General features: G+C 54.1%; 17 protein-coding genes and 1 riboswitch. Of the genes, 12 read left to right on the top strand and 5 right to left on the bottom strand.

The genetic code is table 11. The features are described from left to right. Window positions 1-40 precede the first annotated feature (40 nt). The 5 genes from metH to rluF all read left to right on the top strand — a co-directional run bounded on the left by metH (window position 41) and on the right by rluF (window position 8,032). A complete protein-coding gene (gene metH, locus Y71_RS26320) occupies window positions 41-3,727 on the top strand; it encodes a methionine synthase (RefSeq protein WP_007372395.1) in 3,687 nt (1,228 codons plus the stop codon). Between the two features lie 240 nt (window positions 3,728-3,967). Then, window positions 3,968-4,777 (top strand): DUF8093 domain-containing protein, encoded by an 810-nt coding sequence (locus tag Y71_RS26315; protein WP_007372396.1) that lies wholly within the window; start codon window positions 3,968-3,970, stop codon window positions 4,775-4,777. Beyond that, entirely contained in the window at window positions 4,752-5,228 is a 477-nt protein-coding gene (locus Y71_RS26310; RefSeq protein ID WP_139201288.1) for a hypothetical protein, read from the top strand. The genes Y71_RS26315 and Y71_RS26310 overlap by 26 nt, the downstream gene beginning before the upstream one ends. Window positions 5,229-5,402: 174 nt before the next feature. Next, a complete protein-coding gene (locus Y71_RS26305) occupies window positions 5,403-7,034 on the top strand; it encodes a Na/Pi cotransporter family protein (protein ID WP_007372398.1) in 1,632 nt (543 codons plus the stop codon). Between the two features lie 134 nt (window positions 7,035-7,168). Beyond that, window positions 7,169-8,032: a 23S rRNA pseudouridine(2604) synthase RluF gene (rluF, locus tag Y71_RS26300; RefSeq protein WP_007372399.1), complete on the top strand. Its 864-nt coding sequence runs from the start codon at window positions 7,169-7,171 to the stop codon at window positions 8,030-8,032. On the opposite strand, the gene Y71_RS26295 is transcribed toward rluF, so the two are convergent. Next, complete coding sequence (locus Y71_RS26295) at window positions 8,033-8,305, bottom strand: YjbD family protein (RefSeq protein ID WP_007372400.1); 273 nt, start codon at window positions 8,303-8,305, stop codon at window positions 8,033-8,035. Window positions 8,306-8,554: 249 nt separating this feature from the next. Here Y71_RS26295 and Y71_RS26290 point away from each other — a divergent pair, with 249 nt between their 5' ends. Together Y71_RS26290 and Y71_RS26285 are read left to right on the top strand one after the other, a co-directional pair. Then, a complete protein-coding gene (locus tag Y71_RS26290) occupies window positions 8,555-8,866 on the top strand; it encodes a type II toxin-antitoxin system HigB family toxin (protein WP_035942746.1) in 312 nt (103 codons plus the stop codon). Then, complete coding sequence (locus tag Y71_RS26285; RefSeq protein WP_007372402.1) at window positions 8,863-9,297, top strand: helix-turn-helix domain-containing protein; 435 nt, start codon at window positions 8,863-8,865, stop codon at window positions 9,295-9,297. The genes Y71_RS26290 and Y71_RS26285 overlap by 4 nt, the downstream gene beginning before the upstream one ends. Window positions 9,298-9,331: 34 nt before the next feature. On the opposite strand, the gene panS is transcribed toward Y71_RS26285, so the two are convergent. Both panS and lysC read right to left on the bottom strand, forming a co-directional pair. Beyond that, window positions 9,332-10,273, bottom strand: coding sequence for a ketopantoate/pantoate/pantothenate transporter PanS (panS, locus tag Y71_RS26280; RefSeq protein WP_007372403.1), 942 nt, complete (start codon window positions 10,271-10,273; stop codon window positions 9,332-9,334). A 93-nt stretch (window positions 10,274-10,366) separates the two neighbouring features. Continuing rightward, window positions 10,367-11,716: a lysine-sensitive aspartokinase 3 gene (gene lysC, locus Y71_RS26275; RefSeq protein ID WP_007372404.1), complete on the bottom strand. Its 1,350-nt coding sequence runs from the start codon at window positions 11,714-11,716 to the stop codon at window positions 10,367-10,369. Window positions 11,717-11,807: 91 nt separating this feature from the next. Next, a riboswitch (Lysine riboswitch) is annotated at window positions 11,808-12,003 on the bottom strand. Between the two features lie 880 nt (window positions 12,004-12,883). Here lysC and pgi point away from each other — a divergent pair. The 5 genes from pgi to Y71_RS26245 all read left to right on the top strand — a co-directional run bounded on the left by pgi (window position 12,884) and on the right by Y71_RS26245 (window position 18,759). Next, on the top strand, window positions 12,884-14,533 hold the full coding sequence (gene pgi / locus Y71_RS26265) for a glucose-6-phosphate isomerase (protein WP_007372405.1): 1,650 nt from the start codon (window positions 12,884-12,886) through the stop codon (window positions 14,531-14,533). Window positions 14,534-14,985: 452 nt separating this feature from the next. After that, window positions 14,986-15,228: an exopolysaccharide production protein YjbE gene (gene yjbE, locus Y71_RS26260; RefSeq protein ID WP_007372406.1), complete on the top strand. Its 243-nt coding sequence runs from the start codon at window positions 14,986-14,988 to the stop codon at window positions 15,226-15,228. Between the two features lie 65 nt (window positions 15,229-15,293). Next, window positions 15,294-15,932, top strand: a complete 639-nt coding sequence (locus Y71_RS26255; RefSeq protein ID WP_007372407.1) for a YjbF family lipoprotein — start codon at window positions 15,294-15,296, stop codon at window positions 15,930-15,932. Continuing rightward, entirely contained in the window at window positions 15,929-16,666 is a 738-nt protein-coding gene (locus Y71_RS26250; protein WP_007372408.1) for a capsule biosynthesis GfcC family protein, read from the top strand. The genes Y71_RS26255 and Y71_RS26250 overlap by 4 nt, the downstream gene beginning before the upstream one ends. A 2-nt stretch (window positions 16,667-16,668) precedes the next feature. Further along, a complete protein-coding gene (locus tag Y71_RS26245) occupies window positions 16,669-18,759 on the top strand; it encodes a YjbH domain-containing protein (RefSeq protein WP_007372409.1) in 2,091 nt (696 codons plus the stop codon). A 34-nt stretch (window positions 18,760-18,793) separates the two neighbouring features. Here Y71_RS26245 and Y71_RS26240 read toward each other — a convergent pair whose 3' ends face one another. Further along, on the bottom strand, window positions 18,794-19,255 hold the full coding sequence (locus Y71_RS26240) for an acyltransferase (RefSeq protein WP_035942755.1): 462 nt from the start codon (window positions 19,253-19,255) through the stop codon (window positions 18,794-18,796). A gap of 10 nt (window positions 19,256-19,265) precedes the next feature. Further along, entirely contained in the window at window positions 19,266-19,775 is a 510-nt protein-coding gene (locus tag Y71_RS26235) for a GNAT family N-acetyltransferase (protein WP_007372411.1), read from the bottom strand. Window positions 19,776-19,861 lie beyond the last annotated feature (86 nt).

Genomic DNA, 19,861 nt, shown 5'->3' with positions numbered 1-19,861 from the left:
GCTGGCCTTTTGGCCTCATTGAGCCTTGTCGGGAGCACGTGTGAGCAGCAAAGTTGAACAACTGCAACAGCAGTTAAATGAACGCATTCTGGTTCTGGACGGTGGTATGGGTACCATGATCCAGAGCTACCGTCTGAGTGAGCAGGATTTTCGCGGTGAGCGCTTTGCCGACTGGCCCTGCGATCTGAAAGGAAACAATGACTTGCTGGTGCTCAGCAAGCCGGACGTGATAACCGCTATCCATGACGCCTATTTTGCGGCGGGTGCGGATATCATCGAAACCAACACCTTTAACTCGACGACCATCGCGATGGCGGATTACCAGATGGAGTCCCTGTCGGCGGAAATCAACTTTGCCGCAGCGAAACTGGCCCGCGCCTGCGCCGATAAATGGACCGCGCAAACGCCGGAAAAACCGCGTTACGTGGCCGGGGTGCTTGGCCCGACTAACCGAACCGCCTCCATTTCCCCGGATGTCAACGATCCGGCGTTTCGTAATATCTCCTTCGATCAGCTGGTGGAGGCCTACCGCGAATCAACCAAAGCGCTGGTGGAAGGCGGTGCTGATCTGATCCTGATCGAAACGGTGTTTGATACGCTCAACGCCAAAGCGGCGATCTTTGCCGTTAAAGAAGAGTTTGATGCGCTGGGTATTGAGCTGCCGATCATGATTTCCGGCACCATTACCGATGCGTCCGGGCGTACGCTCTCCGGCCAGACGACCGAGGCATTTTACAATTCGCTGCGCCATGCCGATGCGCTCACTTTCGGCCTTAACTGCGCGCTGGGGCCAGACGAGCTGCGCCAGTACGTGCAGGAACTGTCGCGCATTGCCGAATGCTACGTTACCGCGCACCCGAACGCCGGTCTGCCGAACGCCTTTGGCGAGTACGACCTCGATGCCGCCACCATGGCGACGCAGATCCGCGAGTGGGCGGAGGCCGGGTTCCTGAATATCGTCGGCGGTTGTTGCGGCACCACGCCGGAACATATCGCTGCCATGAGCAACGCTGTTGCCGGGCTGCCGCCGCGTAAACTGCCGGAAATCCCGGTGGCCTGCCGTCTCTCCGGGCTTGAGCCGCTGAATATCGGTGACGACAGCCTGTTTGTGAACGTCGGCGAACGGACTAACGTTACCGGCTCCGCCAAATTCAAGCGCCTGATCAAAGAAGAGAAGTACAGCGAAGCGCTGGACGTGGCGCGCCAGCAGGTGGAAAGCGGCGCGCAGATCATCGATATCAACATGGATGAGGGGATGCTCGACGCCGAAGCGGCGATGGTGCGTTTCCTCAATCTGATTGCCGGTGAACCGGACATCGCCCGTGTACCGATCATGATTGACTCCTCGAAGTGGGAGGTAATTGAAAAAGGGCTGAAATGTATCCAGGGCAAAGGCATTGTTAACTCCATCTCCATGAAAGAGGGGGTTGAGCCGTTTATCCATCATGCGAAACGCGTGCGCCGCTACGGTGCGGCGGTGGTGGTGATGGCCTTTGATGAAGTGGGCCAGGCGGATACCCGCGCGCGCAAAATCGAGATTTGCCGCCGTGCCTATAAAATTCTCACCGAAGAGGTAGGATTCCCGCCGGAAGACATTATTTTCGACCCGAATATCTTCGCGGTGGCGACCGGGATTGAAGAGCATAACAACTATGCGCAGGACTTTATCGGCGCCTGTGAGGATATCAAACGCGAGCTGCCGCATGCGCTGATCTCCGGCGGCGTGTCGAACGTCTCCTTCTCCTTCCGCGGTAACGATCCGGTGCGTGAGGCGATTCACGCCGTCTTCCTTTATTACGCTATTCGCAACGGCATGGACATGGGGATCGTAAACGCCGGTCAGTTGGCGATTTATGACGATCTGCCCGCCGAACTGCGCGATGGCGTTGAGGATGTGATTCTTAACCGTCGTGATGATGCCACGGAGCGCATGCTGGATCTGGCTGAGAAATATCGCGGCAGTAAAGGCGCGGATGATGGTGCGCAGGCGCAACTGGCCGAATGGCGTAGCTGGGATGTGAAAAAGCGCCTCGAATATTCGCTGGTGAAAGGTATTACCGAATTTATTGAGCAGGACACCGAAGAAGCCCGCCAGCAAGCCGCTCGCCCGATCGAGGTGATCGAAGGGCCGCTGATGGACGGTATGAACGTGGTCGGCGATCTGTTCGGCGAAGGTAAGATGTTCCTGCCGCAGGTCGTGAAATCTGCCCGCGTAATGAAACAGGCGGTTGCTTACCTGGAGCCGTATATCGAAGCCAGCAAAGAACAGGGCAAAAGCAACGGCAAGATGGTGATCGCCACCGTGAAAGGCGATGTACACGATATCGGCAAAAACATCGTGGGCGTGGTGTTGCAGTGCAATAACTACGAAATCATCGATCTCGGCGTGATGGTGCCAGCCGACAAAATCCTGAAAACTGCGCGTGAAGTGAATGCTGACCTGATTGGCCTTTCCGGGCTGATTACGCCGTCGCTCGATGAGATGGTCAACGTGGCTAAAGAGATGGAGCGCCAGGGGTTTACCATTCCGCTGCTGATTGGCGGCGCGACTACCTCGAAAGCGCACACGGCGGTGAAAATCGAGCAGAACTACAGCGGGCCGACGGTCTATGTGCAGAACGCCTCGCGTACCGTCGGCGTCGTGTCGTCGCTGCTGTCGGACACGCAGCACGATGCGTTTGTCGCCCGTACCCGCAAAGAGTATGAAACGGTGCGCATTCAGCACGCGCGCAAAAAACCGCGCACGCCGCCAGTGACCTTGCAGGTCGCACGGGAAAACGATCTGGCTTTCGATTGGGCCAGTTACACACCGCCGGTGGCGCATCGCCTTGGAGTACAGGAAGTCACGGCCAGCATCGAGACGCTGCGCAACTATATCGACTGGACGCCGTTCTTTATGACCTGGTCGCTGGCGGGCAAGTATCCGCGCATTCTGGAAGATGAAGTGGTGGGCGAAGAGGCGAAGCGTCTGTTTAAGGATGCGAACGAGATGCTCGATATGCTGGGCGCGCAAAAACGGCTTAATCCGCGCGGTGTGGTTGGGCTGTTTCCGGCAAACCGCGTCGGCGATGACATCGAAATCTACCGTGACGAAACCCGCACGCAGGTGCTGACGGTCGGTTGCCATCTGCGTCAGCAGACCGAAAAAACCGGTTTCGCCAACTACTGTCTGGCCGATTTTGTCGCGCCAAAACAGAGCGGAAAAGCGGACTACATCGGCGCTTTTGCCGTGACCGGCGGGCTGGAAGAAGATGCGCTGGCGGAGGCTTACGATGCTGCACACGATGATTACAACAAAATCATGGTGAAAGCGGTGGCTGACCGTCTTGCAGAGGCGTTTGCCGAATACCTGCATGAGCGGGTACGTAAAGTGTACTGGGGCTATGCGCCAAACGAAAACCTCAGCAACGAAGAGCTGATCCGCGAGAACTACCAGGGGATTCGCCCCGCGCCGGGCTACCCTGCGTGCCCGGAGCACACCGAAAAAGGCACCATCTGGCAGTTACTGGATGTGGAAAAACATACCGGTATGAAGCTGACAGAATCTTACGCCATGTGGCCGGGCGCCTCGGTTTCCGGCTGGTATTTCAGCCATCCGGACAGCAAGTATTTCGCCGTCGCGCAAATTCAGCGCGATCAGGTGGAAGATTATGCGCGGCGTAAAGGTATGTCCGTGTCAGAGGTTGAGCGCTGGTTGTCCTCGAATTTAGGTTACGACGCAGACTAACCGCAATACAATGCAGAGCAACGGGGCATTATTTAATGCCCCGTTTTTTTCATCACTTTTCATAAAATCTCCACTAAGCAAACATAATACAAATTGAAACTAAGAACATTCTTAAAAGTGGATATTTTCTTAGACCACTGTTCCTCTTCATGCGTATGATGGGCGTTGGCTCACAGGCAAGATTGCTTCCTTTTTTTGCAGTTCATTCGTTTGTCATAAATTTAACTTAGGTATTATAAAATGGATATTTATGATATAAGAAAAAGAAATCTATTGCCGAAGGATTATGAAAACATCCTTGCGCCGGACATCGCGAAAAATATTATCAGAAAGGAATATTTCATCGAAAGTAGTCCTAATAATGTCCTTGGAAGTATCGATGGCTATAGCATTAAAAAACACCACGGTTTTAAATATGGTTTACCGCACGATCCATTAGGTCATCAAAAAGAAAAATATATTGATAGTCTGGTGGACCGGGGCGTGGTGGTGGTGATGCGGCCAAATGTCAGTGCCCGCAATCGCTTCTACTATCCGTTTTTTATTGCGGAAAACGGCGCGCTGTTTTGCGTACAGGAGATGTCGTTTAATGCCGTCTATATCAGGACCATACTGAACGGTTTTAAAGACAGCGTGGCGATTCACGGCACGCCTGCGCCAACCCGCAGCAGCTTTGTGCCGGTGACGGCGGAGTACGGCCCCGGCTACTGGAAAACCAGCGAGACGGACTTCCATGGTGTTAAAAATGCGGCGGTGATGTTACTGAACCGCGCGACCAGTATGGGCGACCAGGGGCGTGTATTTGGCTCGGATGGCAAGGATTATATGAATACCTCCCGGGATAAAATCCAGCTATGGACGCCCATTCCGGACAGCGTGACGTCAGATACCCGGGAAATCCTCTATAATCGTTCGGTAATCAGGCGCTACGGCGACAAGCGATCGATAAGTCAAAAATATCTCGAAGGTGATGATGCCTGGACGCAATCGGGTAAATCATGGCAATGGATTCCAGGGGTAAGGGATGAAGATTATGAGTTTAAAAAATAAGATATACCTGTTCTGGGGGATTATGGATGTACTGGCATTAGCCGGATATTTATTTTTTTCAATACAGGGTGGCAGTATTCCTTTTTATTCCGACATCCACGGGTTTTATTCTAACTACGCACAATTAGGTGTAAGTGGTTTAACCGGTGGACTGATCCAGTTGCTGTTCTTTATTAATATTGCGCTGATCGTTTCATTAGCATTTTCTGGCTGGTGGATGATAGCCAAAAAGGACATCAATAATATCTTTTTAATCGTGCAGGAAATTGGCCGGGTATTTTCGTTGAAATGCTCCATTGCGCTAATCCCGCTGATTATGCATTTCTCCGATGTGCGTTCTCCGTGGATCGCCATCCTGCTGTTTGTCCTGTCGGAGGTGGTCAAAATTGGTTCTATTATGTGGATTAAACGAAATGATGAGTCGCAGGGCATGGATGCCGCCAGCCGTTAAGCGCTAAACCTTCATCATTGTCACAAAACCGTCATTTTTCCTTACAACTCGCAGGATGCTTAAGCGGTGTTCTGCGCTATTCCTGGGTTTAACACCTTATACTTAAACCATAATGTTGTGGTTATCTATCCGCTGATAGCCGACAACGCATAACAATAAGGAGGATCCCACTCAGTGCTGACTTTGCTTCATCTGTTATCTGCTGTTGCCTTGCTGGTATGGGGTACCCATATTGTCCGTACCGGCGTGATGCGCGTCTTTGGCGCCCGTTTACGGACGGTGCTCAGCCGCAGCGTGGAGAAAAAACCGCTCGCCTTCTGCGCGGGTATCGGCGTGACCGCGCTGGTGCAGAGCAGCAACGCGACGACCATGCTGGTGACATCCTTCGTGGCGCAGGATTTAGTGGCGCTGACCCCGGCACTGGTGATTGTGCTTGGTGCCGATGTCGGGACCGCGCTGATGGCGCGCGTGCTGACCTTCGATCTCTCCTGGCTGTCGCCGCTGCTGATCTTTATCGGCGTGATTTTCTTCCTCGGCCGCAAACAAACCCGTGAAGGACAACTGGGTCGCGTCAGTATTGGCCTCGGGCTGATCCTGCTGGCGCTGGAACTCATCGTGCAGGCGGTGACGCCAATCACCCAGGCAAGTGGGGTTCAGGTGATTTTTGCCTCGCTGACAGGTGATATCCTGCTGGATGCGCTGATTGGCGCGGTCTTTGCGATTATCAGTTATTCAAGCCTGGCCGCCGTACTGCTGACGGCAACGCTGGCCGCCGCCAGTATTATTTCGTTTCCGGTGGCGCTGTGCCTGGTGATTGGCGCTAACCTTGGTTCCGGTTTGCTGGCGATGCTGAATAACAGTGCGGCGAATGCCGCAGCCCGCCGGGTGGCGCTCGGCAGCCTGCTGTTTAAGCTGGTAGGCAGCCTGATTATTCTGCCGTTTGTCCATGTGCTCGCCAGTTCGATGCAAAAACTGCCGCTGCCGGAAGCGGAACTGGTGATTTACTTCCACGTTTTCTACAACCTGATCCGCTGTCTGGCGATGGTGCCGTTTGCCGGGCCGATGGCGCAATTTTGTAAACGCATCATTAGCGATGAACAGGAGCTGGATGCGCGTCTGAAACCCAAACATCTCGACAGCTCTGCGCTGGATACGCCGACGCTGGCGCTGGCGAATGCCGCGCGCGAAACGCTGCGCATGGGTGATGCGATGGAGCTGATGCTGGAAGGGTTGCATAAAGTGATGCACGGCGAGCCGCGGCAGGAGAAAGAGCTGCGCAAGCTGGCGGATGACGTCAACGTACTTTATACCGCGATCAAGCTCTATCTGGCGCGTATGCCGAAAGAGGAACTGGCGGAAGAGGAGTCAAAACGCTGGGCGGAAATTATCGAGATGTCGCTTAACCTGGAGCAGGCTTCCGATATTGTCGAGCGGATGGGTAGCGAAATCGCCGACAAATCGTTAGCCGCACGACGTGCTTTTTCAGGGGAAGGGCTGAAAGAGCTGGATGCGCTGCATGAACGGCTGGTGGGGAATCTGAAACTGGCGATGTCGGTGTTTTTCTCCAGCGATGTCACCAGTGCCCGCCGACTGCGGCGCAGCAAGCACCGCTTCCGTATTATGAACCGGCGCTACGCGCATGCGCACGTTGATCGACTGCATCAGCAAAACGTTCAGAGCATTGAAACCAGTTCGTTGCACCTTGGCCTGCTGGGAGACATGAAACGACTCAACTCACTGTTCTGCTCGGTGGCTTACGGCGTTCTGGAACAACCTGATGAAGATGACGATCGCGACGATTATTAATCCCGCCGTGCCACCAGGCACGGCTCTTAAACCCCGGGTTTTATCGGGTTAGTGCACAAATTAATTTACGCACGATAAAAATCCATTTTTTCTCCTCTTAAAGACAGTTATATTCCGCTTTTACAGGAGAGTTTATGCTGCCAACCCAATCAACACGTTTAAACAAATATATCAGCGAAAGCGGGATTTGCTCGCGTCGTGAGGCCGATCGTTATATCGAGCAGGGCAATGTTTTTATCAACGGCAAGCGTGCCGGGATTGGCGATCAGGTTGTCGCCGGAGACGTTGTCAAAGTGAACGGTCAACTTATCGAGCCGCGAAATGCAGAAGATCTGGTATTTATCGCGTTGAATAAACCGGTTGGCATTGTCAGTACCACTGAAGACGGCGAAAAAGACAATATTGTTGATTTTGTTAATCATAGCAGCCGCATCTTCCCCATTGGCCGTCTGGACAAAGATTCGCAGGGGCTGATTTTTCTCACTAATCACGGCGACTTAGTGAATAAAATCCTGCGTGCAGGTAACGACCACGAAAAAGAGTATCTGGTAACCGTCAACAAACCGGTGACCGATGAGTTTATTCGGGGTATGGGCGCGGGCGTGCCGATCCTCGGTACGGTAACCAAAAAATGCAAGGTTAAGAAAGAAGCGCCTTTCACCTTCCGCATCACGCTGGTGCAGGGGCTGAACCGCCAGATCCGCCGCATGTGCGAGCATTTCGGCTATGAAGTCACGAAGCTGGAGCGCACGCGTATTATGAACGTCAGCCTCACCGGGCTGCCGCCGGGCGAGTGGCGCGATTTAACCGACGACGAACTGATCGCGCTGTTCAAACTGATTGAGAACTCATCCTCAGAAGCAAAGCCGAAAGCCAAAGCAAAACCGCAGGCGGCGAGAAAACCTGCCGTCAATGTCGCGAAGCCCGAAGAGAAAAATCGGGGCAAGCCGGCAGGTAAACGCTTTACCCAGCCGGGCAGGAAGAAGAAAGGGCGCTGATTAGCGTCTGCCGCGCGTTGAAGTATTCGCCGACCAGGAAAAGGTCGTGCTCTCATCTGGTTTATAAGCCCGCTGTTTTTTAACCTTGCGGGCTTTCTTCACTTCCGCTTCACGCTGTTCCATCAGCTTATCGATGTACTCTTTTTTCACATGATTCGCTTCAGAATTGCTGAGCGGGCGTCCGTGCGCGATACGGGCGCGATCGAGCAGGGTTTTTAGCTCCCGTTGTTCGCTCTCCGTCATCTCTTTTTGCGTCAGTCTGGTCAGGGCCATGGGGGTCTCTCCTCGGGAAGTGCAACGAGTGTACGCGATGCGGCCAGGTAAAGCATGTTTGATGGTATATAAACGCTGGAAAGCGCCTCGCATATTTGTCAGAGCGCGGGTGACATTCTGATTTCGCAGGGTAGCGTGCTAAACCAAACTCGTCAGTTTGGGAATTGACCCATATTAGAAATGTTTCCATCTTGTCAACAATGAGACTGGAGATTATGATGTTTCCATAATGGAACGTGTGAGGGATCAATGCACGTCATATCAAGGAGGCCGTTTGATAGTGCGGCCAACGATTTTCCAAACCATGCCCTTGTGCTGGATGCTGTTTACAAGGTGCTGAAAAGTACATCTTACCGCAATCCTGATGAATTGAGAGAAGAGTTCCCCAGCCTGGACAGAATGAAATACCGGGATAAATGGTGGGTTATCAATATCGCGGGCAATCATCTGAGAATGCTGTTTTTTGCGGATTTCGGGGCGGGAAAAATTTTCGTGAAGCACATTGTGACGCATGCTGAGTATGACAAACTGGTGAAGCGTTACCGGGAGACTAAAGAATGATTGATGATGCAATAAAGGCAGCCGATCAACTGGTGAAACAGGTCCCTTTTCTGGGGAATCGCCCCAGCAGAGAGGACTACGAACACGCGCTGGCGATGGTTGAACAATTGCTTGAGCAGGCTCCGGATAGTCCACTGGTCGAACTACTTGCGGCGAAAATAGAACGCTATGAGGATAATGATCCGGAACTTGTGGCATTTAATACACGCGTGGCGTCACTGCCACGAGGTGTCGCCGCCCTGCGCGTTTTGATGGATCAGTATGGATTAAATCAATCTTCCTTTGGCCATGAAATTGGTCAGCGTTCTCTGGTGAGCCGTATTCTCAATGGCGAACGTAACCTGACGGTCGATCATATTCGGGCTCTGGCTGAGCGATTTAATGTTTCAACTGATGTATTTATTGAGCCCGTTAGCCAGACGGCAGGTTAAGTGGAATGGCTGAGGCTCAGCCATTCCATAATTGTTAACCCTCTTTCACCGTATCCGCGTTACGCCCGTCGACGGGTTTACCGGACCAGTAACCCGCCAGTAGCGAGCCAGAAAGGTTATGCCAGACGGAGAACAACGCGCCAGGCAGCGCGGCGAGCGGGGAGAAGTAGATTTTGCCCAGCGCGGCGGCCAGACCGGAGTTTTGCATGCCCACTTCAATCGCCAGCGTGCGGCAGGTGGATTCATCAAAACCGAACAGGCGTCCGCCCCAGTAACCGCCCAGTAAACCGATGCTGTTGTGCAGGATCACCGCGACAATCACCACCAGACCAACCGAGGCGATATACGCCGCAGAACCGGCCACTACCGCGCTGATGATCGCCAGAATACAAACCATTGAGAAGGCGGGCAGATAAGGTTCGACCGCTTTCACCACGCGCGGGAACAGATGATGCACAATCAACCCCAGCGCTATTGGGATCACCACAATTTGCAAAATACTGAGCAGCATACCCATCACATCCACCTGGATATGAGCATCGACGTACAGGCGCGTCAGCAGCGGCGTTGCGATCACACCGACCAGTGTTGAGACGGAAGAGATGGTGACAGACAGCGCGACGTCGCCTTTTGCCAGATAGATCATCACGTTCGACGCCGTACCGCTGGCGACGCTGCCGACCAGCACCATTCCGGCGGACAAATCCGGCGGCATTTTAAAGAGCAACGCCAGCAGCCATGCCGCCAGCGGCATCACCAGATAGTGCAGGAAAATCCCTGCGGCGACCGGCGCCGGGCGAGAGAGCACGCGTTTAAAATCATCGAGTTTCAGGTGCACGCCCATGCCGAACATAATCAGCATCAGCAGCGTGGCCACCCACGGGCCGATGGCAATGAACGTGGGCGGGAAGTAATAAGCGAGGACGGAAAGCAGCAGCGCCCATAACGGGAACAGCCGCGTCAGTGTTGCGAGCATGTGAGGAATTCCTTGCGATTGTTGTGTTGTGTTTTTTATAAAAAGGCCGGGTTCGTGCCCGGCCATAGTTATTGTTTATCGTGCTAAGGAATTTTATTCAAACAAATTATGATGCAGCTTCTGTACAACCTGCTCGGCTTCGGCGCCAGGCACCAGGAAGCAGAGGTTATGGCTGGACGCGCCGTAGCAGATCATGCGGATGTTGAACGGGTCGAGCACGCCAAACACCTCTTTCCCCACACCGCAGGCTTTCGACAGCTCATTGCCAATCAGCGCCACCAGCGCCAGATTCTCTTCTACTTCCACGCGGCACAGCGATGACAGCTCGGTCAGCAGCGACTGGGTCAGCAGCGTATCGCCGGTTGACGTTGAGCCGGTGGTATCCAGCGTCAGCGCCACGCTCACTTCCGAGGTGGTGATCAGATCGACAGAGATATTGTGTCGCGCGAGGATGCCGAACACTTCGGCCAGGAAGCCACGGGAGTGCAGCATATTCAGGCTGTGTAGCGTCAGCAGCGTTTGTCTGCGGCGCAGCGCCAGCGCGCGGAACAGCGGTGGATTAGTGGTTTTGTTGCATACCAGCGTACCGCCTGCTTTTGGGTCTTTGCTGGAGCCGACAAACACCGGAATGTCGCTGCGCACGGCGGGTAACAGGGTGGCCGGATGCAGCACTTTCGCGCCAAAAGTGGCCATCTCAGCCGCTTCTTCAAAGGCGATTTCATCAATGCGTTTTGCTGCCGGAACAACGCGCGGATCGGTGGTGTAGATGCCCGGAACATCTGTCCAGATATCCACACGCGAGGCGTGCAGCGCTTCACCCAGCAGGGCTGCCGTATAGTCGCTGCCGCCACGGCCCAGCGTGGTAGTACGGCCTTTGGCTTCGCTACCGATAAAGCCCTGGGTAATGATTAACCCTTCGCTGAGGCGCGGCGCGAGCTGCTGGGCGGAAAGCTCCGCCAGCGCTGCGACATCCGGCTCGGCACGGCCAAAGCGATCGCTGGTACGCATGACTTTACGCACGTCAAACCACTGTGCCTGAACGTTACGTTCACGCAGCACTTCAACAAACAGCAGAGTCGACATTAATTCGCCGTGGCTGACCAGTTCGTCGGTCAGGGCAGTCGAGGTCGCGAGTGAGGCGGCTTCCGCCAGGGTGGTGATATTTTCCAGCAGGCGTTCGATCTCTTCACGAATCACGGAAGGATTCGCCATACGTTCCAGGATATCGAACTGAATTTTGCGGATAGCGTCGAGTTTTACGAAGCGCTCGCTGGCTTCCAGCCCTTCAGACAGGGCAACCAGCAGATTGGTCACGCCCGCAGAGGCAGAGAGAACAACCAGACGGACGCTGGCATCGGCAAGCACCACGTCCGCACTGCGGTTCATGGCATCGTAATCGGCAACACTGGTGCCACCAAATTTGGCGACAACTAAACTCGTCATAACAACCTCGTGTCAGGGGATCCAATATTCAGCCTTGGCACAAGGGAAGAGCGAAAAACAGGGGTGGCGCAGATAGCAAAACAACTACGTTTTCCCCAGAAGCGCTCCACCTTGCGAAACGCCCGACTGCGAACGTTTCTGGTGACAACCCAGAGGATTCAGCCTCTGTAGCCGATAACGAACGCTGCCAGGCGCTTTGTTATCTCGGCGTTACTCCCCCTCAGGTGTTTTCTTTAGTCTGGCACTTCGAACACCGTGTACCTGGGCAACGCGCCTCTTCTGGCTATTACCTTCGCCTTTCGCGCCGTGGCGGTGTTGGCTGCCTTCACTTACCCCGGTCACTTACCGATGTAAGCTCCCGGGGATGCGCTCAGTTGCCGCCTTGCCACAACACGAAATGCGTTGGTAATACTTACCTTCGCTTGCCGCGCTGTGGCGGTGTTGGCTGCCTTCACTTACCCCGGTCACTTACCGATGTAAGCTCCCGGGGATGCGCTCAGTTGCCGCCTTGCCACAACACGAAATGCGTTGGTAATACTTACCTTCGCTTGCCGCGCTGTGGCGGTGTTGGCTGCCTTCACTTACCCCGGTCACTTACCGATGTAAGCTCCCGGGGATGCGCTCAGTTGCCGCCTTGCCACAACACGAAATGCGTTGGTAATACTTACCTTCGCTTGCCGCGCTGTGGCGGCGTTGGCTGCCTTCACTTACCCCGGTCACTTACCGATGTAAGCTCCCGGGGATGCGCTCAGTTGCCGCCTTGCCACAACACGAAATGCATTGGTAATACATTATCGTCGTCTCTCGCACTGAAGCGGCGTTGGCTCGGGTAACTTAAAACTGGCCGGTGGCGGTGTGCGTGTCGGACCTACATACTCTGTAGGCCGGATAAACGCAGCGCCATCCGGCAAGCTTCTTCTGCGCCCGCGCGCAAGAAGTGTGGTTATAAATAAAGGGTTAGCGGGGGCGCTGTCAACGCCGGGATTATGCGGATTTTTCATGCGGCTTTCGCAATCAGTAAAATGACTTATGTTATGCGAATAATCGGCCATTTTCGCCGTGCTTGAGCCGCAGAACAGAGGGGCGGGCACAAAAACCATCACAATTTTCCCCGGCAGGCGCTACAATCGACCGCAGTCACAATTCTCAAATCAGAAGAGTATTGCTATGAAAAACATCAACCCAACGCAGACCTCTGCCTGGCAGGCATTACAAAAACACTACGCTGACATGAAGGACGTCACTATCGCGGATCTGTTCGCGAAAGACGGCGACCGTTTTAGTAAGTTTTCCGCAACCTTCGATGATCTGATGCTGGTGGATTTCTCCAAAAACCGCATCACGCAAGAGACTCTGGATAAACTGCTGGCGCTCGCCAAAGAGACAGAGCTGACAGCGGCCATTAAGTCCATGTTCTCCGGCGAAAAGATTAACCGCACCGAAGATCGCGCCGTCCTGCACGTTGCGCTGCGTAACCGTAGCAATACCCCGATTCTGGTTGATGGCAAAGATGTGATGCCGGAAGTGAACGCTGTGCTGGAGAAGATGAAAACCTTCTCTGAAGCGATCATTTCAGGCGCATGGAAAGGCTATACCGGCAAACCGATCACTGACGTGGTGAACATCGGTATTGGCGGCTCCGACCTCGGTCCGTTTATGGTCACCGAAGCACTGCGCCCTTACAAAAATCACCTGAACATGCATTTCGTCTCTAACGTCGATGGTACGCATATCGCCGAAGTGCTGAAAAAAGTGAACCCGGAAACCACGCTGTTCCTCGTGGCCTCTAAAACCTTCACTACCCAGGAAACCATGACCAACGCTCACAGCGCGCGCGACTGGTTCCTGAAAACCGCCGGTGACGAAAAACACGTTGCGAAACACTTCGCCGCACTCTCCACCAACGGCAAAGCGGTTGGTGAGTTTGGTATCGACACCGCGAACATGTTTGAATTCTGGGATTGGGTGGGCGGCCGCTACTCGCTGTGGTCTGCCATCGGTCTGTCGATCATCCTCTCCGTGGGCTTCGACAACTTTGTTGAGCTGCTCTCCGGCGCTCACGCGATGGACAAACACTTCTCCACCACTGAGCTGTCGAAAAACCTGCCGGTGCTGCTGGCGCTGATCGGCATCTGGTACAACAACTTCTTCGGTGCTGAAACCGAAGCGATCCTGCCGTACGACCAGTACATGCACCGCTTTGCCGCCTACTTCCAGCAGGGCAACATGGAATCTAACGGTAAATATGTTGACCGTAACGGCAACGCCGTGGATTACCAGACCGGCCCGATTATCTGGGGTGAGCCGGGAACTAACGGTCAGCACGCGTTCTATCAGCTGATTCACCAGGGAACCAAAATGGTGCCGTGTGATTTCATCGCGCCGGCCATCACCCACAACGCGCTTTCCGATCATCACCAGAAGCTGCTGTCTAACTTCTTCGCACAGACCGAAGCGCTGGCGTTTGGCAAATCCCGTGAAGTGGTTGAGCAGGAATATCGTGATCAGGGTAAAGATCCGGCCACGCTGGAACACGTTGTGCCGTTCAAAGTGTTTGAAGGCAACCGTCCGACCAACTCCATCCTGCTGCGTGAAATCACACCGTTTAGCCTCGGTGCATTGATTGCGCTCTACGAGCACAAGATCTTCACCCAGGGCGCTATCCTCAATATCTTCACCTTTGACCAGTGGGGCGTGGAGCTGGGTAAACAGCTGGCGAACCGCATTCTGCCTGAGCTGGGCGATGATAAAGCCATCTCCAGCCATGACAGTTCAACCAACGGTCTGATTAACCGCTACAAATCCTGGCGCGGCTAATCGAACCATCGACAAAGCGTCGCTTCGGCGGCGCTTTTTTTGCCTGCCGAATATATTAATCCCCTGCGCATATATATTGGTTTCCGGGTTTCCACAATATATAAGCGATTCTGATATTGATATTTCCCCTTTGCTAAATTATGGCGACAGAGATGATTCTCTTCGGCAGATATCGGGGATCAGGTTTATCTGAAAAAGCTGCCATTACTTCCAGGTATTACTATACATTTTAGGACTAGCCTTATTGTATCAACCTTTCGTCATTATTTAATTGTTTGAATTACATCACATTTTTATGTAATTACTTTCTCAGGTGTACCTTATTTGCCAATTCTCCTAAAAGATTCCCCGCTATTTCCCGTTGCGTAATTCATCTGCTTTAGTTGTGTATACTCGATATCGCCTGAGTTTTTTCAGGTAAATCTCCATTCATTCAATGAAGGGAAATTGATATGAAAAAAGTCCTGTATGGCATTTTTGCCATATCCGCGCTTGCGGCGACTTCTGCTTTTGCTGCACCGGTGCAAATCGGTGAAGCGGCAGGGTCGGCAGCGACCTCTGTCTCGGCAGGTAGTTCTGCTGCGACGAGCGTCAGCACCGTAGGGTCTGCGGTGGGTGTCGCGCTGGCGGCAACCGGTGGCGGCGATGGCTCCAACACGGGAACCACGACCACCACGACCACAAGTACTCAGTAATCACGGGTACATTAACTATAACCACACTTCGGTGTGGTTATTTCCGCCCCTCTCGGAGAAGAGTCGTGAAGCGACCTGGTATTATTTTAATTTGCCTGCTGCTTCAGGCATGTTCCGGCCAAATCAAAGGCCTGGGAAATTCACTGTGGGATAGCGTTTTTGGCGTGCCAGGCGTGCAACTGACAGATGAAGACATTCTCAACATGCCCTATGCCAGCCAGTACATGCAGCTTAACAACGGCCCGCAACTGTTTGTGGTGCTCGCTTTCGACGAAAACGGTCAGCAGAAATGGGTAACGCAGGATCAGGCGACTATCGTGACGCAGCATTACCGCATCGTAAAAACACAACTCAGCGGCGATAACCTGATTGAAGTGAATAACCTGGCATCCGATCCGCTGGCAAAACCGAATCAAATTATTGATGGTGCAAGCTGGACGCGCACCATGGGCTGGACGGAGCACAAACAGGTGCGCTATGCCACCGCACGCTCTGTCTTCCACTGGAACGGCACCGACACCATCAAGCTGGCGAATGATGTCACCGCGGTGCGTATTCTCGACGAGGATGTCACCACAGACGAAAAGAGCTGGCGCAACCGCTTCTGGGTGGATGACGCCGGGGTAATCAGGCAGTCGGAGCAGTATCTGGGCGCAGACTGGTTCCCGGTGAAGACCACACTGATTAAGGCGGCTAAACAATGACGATGCGCACTTTTCTTCTGTTATTAGCCAGCCTCGCTTCTCCGCTCGCGCTGGCCACCGGGACGGTGAATGTCTACGTCGCTGGCGACAGCAAACCGAAAACGTTATCCAACGCTGCGCGTTTGAGCGATCTGGTCGGGCAACCCCGGCTTGCGGATAGCTGGTGGCCCGGTGCCGTGGTCAGTGAACGTCACGCCACGCAGGCGGAGCAGGCCCGGCATCAGGTGTTGTTAACGCGCCTGAGCACGCTTGCTGCTGACGAAAGCGGTAACACTGCCGCTGCCATCAATTCACTGCGCCAGCAGTTGCAGGCGGTGAAAGTGACCGGCAGGCAGATAGTCAATCTTGACCCGGATTACGTTCGTACGCACCGGCTGGCGAACCGTCCGCTGGAGGGTGAATACTCGCTGTGGGTGGGGCCGCAACCGGCCACGATTACCGTGGTAGGGCTGATTAGCAGCCCAGGGAAAAAACCGTTTACACCAGGCAGGGATGTGGTGAGTTACCTGGATGATATGAGCCTGCTCAGCGGCGCGGAACGCAGCTATGCGTGGGTGATTTACCCCACCGGTCAGACACAAAAAGTGCCGGTTGCTTATTGGAACCGCCGCCACGTAGAGCCGATGCCCGGCAGCGTGATTTTCGTTGGCTTCGCTCCGGGGTTGTGGAGCAACGAATATGACGAACTGAATGCCGACATCCTTCAGTCACTGACGCATCGGATACCGGAATAATAATGAAAAAATCGTTTGTAATAAGCCTGTTGGCGCTGGGAATTAGCGCAGCCTGTCACGCAGAATCTTATCCTGATCCGGTGGGGCCATCCCAGTCGGACTTTGGCGGCGTGGGATTGCTGCAAACACCAACCGCACGCATGTCGCGCGAAGGTGAATTGAGTTTTAACTACCGCGATAACAATCAGTACCGTTTCTATTCTGGCTCGATACAACTTTTCCCGTGGCTGGAAACGACGCTACGTTATACCGACGTGCGCACACGCAAATATAGCTCGGTGGAAGCCTTCTCCGGCAATCAGACCTACAAAGATAAAGCCTTCGATGTGAAACTGCGTTTGTGGCAGGAAGGCTACTGGCTACCGGAAGTCTCCCTCGGCGCGCGGGATATCGGCGGGACAGGGCTGTTTGACGGCGAATATCTGGTTGCCAGCAAAGCCTGGGGGCCGTTCGATTTCTCTCTCGGTATTGGCTGGGGTTATCTGGGCACCAGCGGCAATATCAAAAACCCGCTCTGCTCTTATGACGAGAAATACTGTACGCGCGACACCAGCTATAAACAGGCGGGCTCCACCGATACCAGCCAGATGTTTCGCGGCCCGACGGCTCTGTTTGGTGGGGTTGAATATCAGACCCCCTGGAACCCACTGCGTTTAAAACTGGAGTATGAAGGTAACAACTATCAGCAGGATTATGCCGGGAAACTGCCGCAGCGCAGCAAAGTGAACGTTGGCGCGATCTACCGCATTACCGACTGGGCCGACATTAACCTGAGCTATGAGCGCGGCAACACCTGGATGTTTGGTTTTACCCTGCGCAATAATTTCAACGACTTACGTCCCGCTTACAACGATGCGCCGCGGCCGAAGTATCAGCCGCAGCCGCAGGACGCGATCCTGCAACATTCGGTGGTGGCTAATCAGCTTACTCTGTTGAAATATAACGCTGGTTTTGCCGATCCGCAGATCCAGGTGAAAGGCGATACGCTCTATGTGACCGGTCAGCAGGTGAAATACCGTAACACCCAGGAAGGGATTGAGCGGGCAAACCGTATCATCATGAATGACTTGCCGGATGGCATTCGCACCATCCGCGTGACGGAAAATAGCCTTAACATGCCGATCGTCACCACCGAAACGGATGTCGCCAGCCTGAAGCGCCATCTGGAAGGGGAGCCGCTGGGGCAGGATACAGAGCTGGTGCAGAAACGGGTCACGCCAATTGTGCCGGACAGCACAGAGCAGGGCTGGTATATCGATAAATCGTCATTCGATTTCCATATCGATCCGGTGTTGAACCAGTCATTCGGCGGCCCGGAAAGTTTCTACATGTATCAGGTTGGTGTGATGGCAACCGCCGACTGGTGGTGGACCGATCATTTACTGACCACCGGCAGTCTGTTCGCCAACGTGGCTAACAACTACGATAAATTCAGCTATACCTCCAGCGATTCGGCATTGCCGCGCGTGCGTACCCGCGTGCGTGAATATGTGCAAAATGACTACTACGTCAACAACATGCAAGCGAACTACATGCACTACCTGGGGAATAATTTCTATGGTCAGGTGTATGCCGGTTACCTTGAAACCATGTTTGGCGGCGCGGGTGCGGAAGTGCTGTGGCGTCCGGTCGACAGCCACTGGGCGTTCGGTATTGATGGCAACTACGTGAAACAGCGCGACTGGCGCAGCCCGCAGGACATGATGAAGTTCACCGATTACAGCGTGAAAACCGGCCACTTCACCGCGTACTGGACGCCGTGGTTCGCCGACGATGTGCTGATTAAAGCGAGCGCCGGGCAGTATCTGGCAGGGGATAAAGGCGTTACGCTGGATGTCTCGAAACACTTTGATAGCGGCGTGGTCATTGGCGCGTATGCCACGAAGACCAACGTTTCGGCGGCGCAGTACGGGGAAGGGGAGTTCACCAAAGGGGTGTATGTCTCTGTACCGTTGGATTTGTTCACGACCGGCCCGACCCGCAGCCGCGCAGCCGTTGGCTGGACGCCGTTGACGCGTGACGGCGGCCAGAAACTGGGCCGTAAGTTTGAGCTTTATGATATGACCAACGATAAGACGATCAACTTCCAGTAATCCTTCACCCCCTCTCCGGCGGAGAGGGGGCTTTTCACAGTCGCCGCAGTAACCGCGCCGGATTTCCCGCATAGACCCCTTTCTCGTGCAACGATTTCGTTACCACGCTGCCCGCGCCGATAACGCAACCATCGCAAATGGTGACGGCCAGGATCGTGGCGCCGCTACCGACAGAAACATCATTGCCAATCACAATGCGTCCCCAGCTTTCGCGATCGGGATTGGGCTTGCCATCGCGGAACATGTCGTTAGCGAACATCACGCCATGGCCGATAAAGCAACGCTCGCCAAGAGTCACGTACTCGCAGATGAAGCTGTGCGACTCAATTTTGCTCCCCTGGCCAATTCGCGTATGGCCCTGAATTTCCACAAACGGGCCGACAAACACATTGTCGCCGAGAATGCAGTCATACAGATTGGCGGGTTCGTAAATCACCACGTTCTTGCCGCAGGTCACGTTGCGGATGGCGGACTGGCGCACGGTAGCGGTAGGCATGCTGACTCCTTTAGAGCGGTTTACAGAGAATGTGCAGTGTACTTTGCTGAGAAGGGGTACTAAACAAGGTCTCTTTCAGGTGCGTGAATCCCTGGCGGAGATAAAAGCGATGGGCATTGGGATTCGCATCAAGTACCTCCAGCCAGAGCGCGGTTTCGCCACGGCTTTTCGCCACGCGCGCGATCTCCGTCAGCAGCGTTTCGCCGTAGCCGAGGCCGGTTTTGCCCGGCAGAAAATAGAGTTTATGCAGCAGCGTTCCCACTGGGCCATGTTCATCGACAGCGCGATGCCAGGAGACTTTGGCAAAGCCAACCGGCGAGGGATCGCTGGCAATGAACCAGCAACTTTTTTCATCCTGTAAGCTCTGTTGCAGCACCGGCACGGCATACTCTTGCCGGAGGAAATCCTGTAATTCGCTCTGCTCGCGCCACAGATGAGCAAAGTGATGCATGTAGCTGGCAAACCCCATTTCGCTGATTAACGCCGCGTCGTCCACGGATGCTTTACGCATTGTAAGCATGCTCTTTTTTCCTCTTGCATGAAAACGGCTAGCCAGACATGTCACCACGCGCTGTCACAAAAGATAAGTAAATAATGTAGATCCAG

The sequence above is a fragment of the Kosakonia radicincitans DSM 16656 genome (assembly GCF_000280495.2).
Taxonomy (GTDB): domain Bacteria; phylum Pseudomonadota; class Gammaproteobacteria; order Enterobacterales; family Enterobacteriaceae; genus Kosakonia; species Kosakonia radicincitans.
Note: the sequence above shows the minus strand (reverse complement) of the source record. Positions and strands in the feature narration are given on the sequence as shown.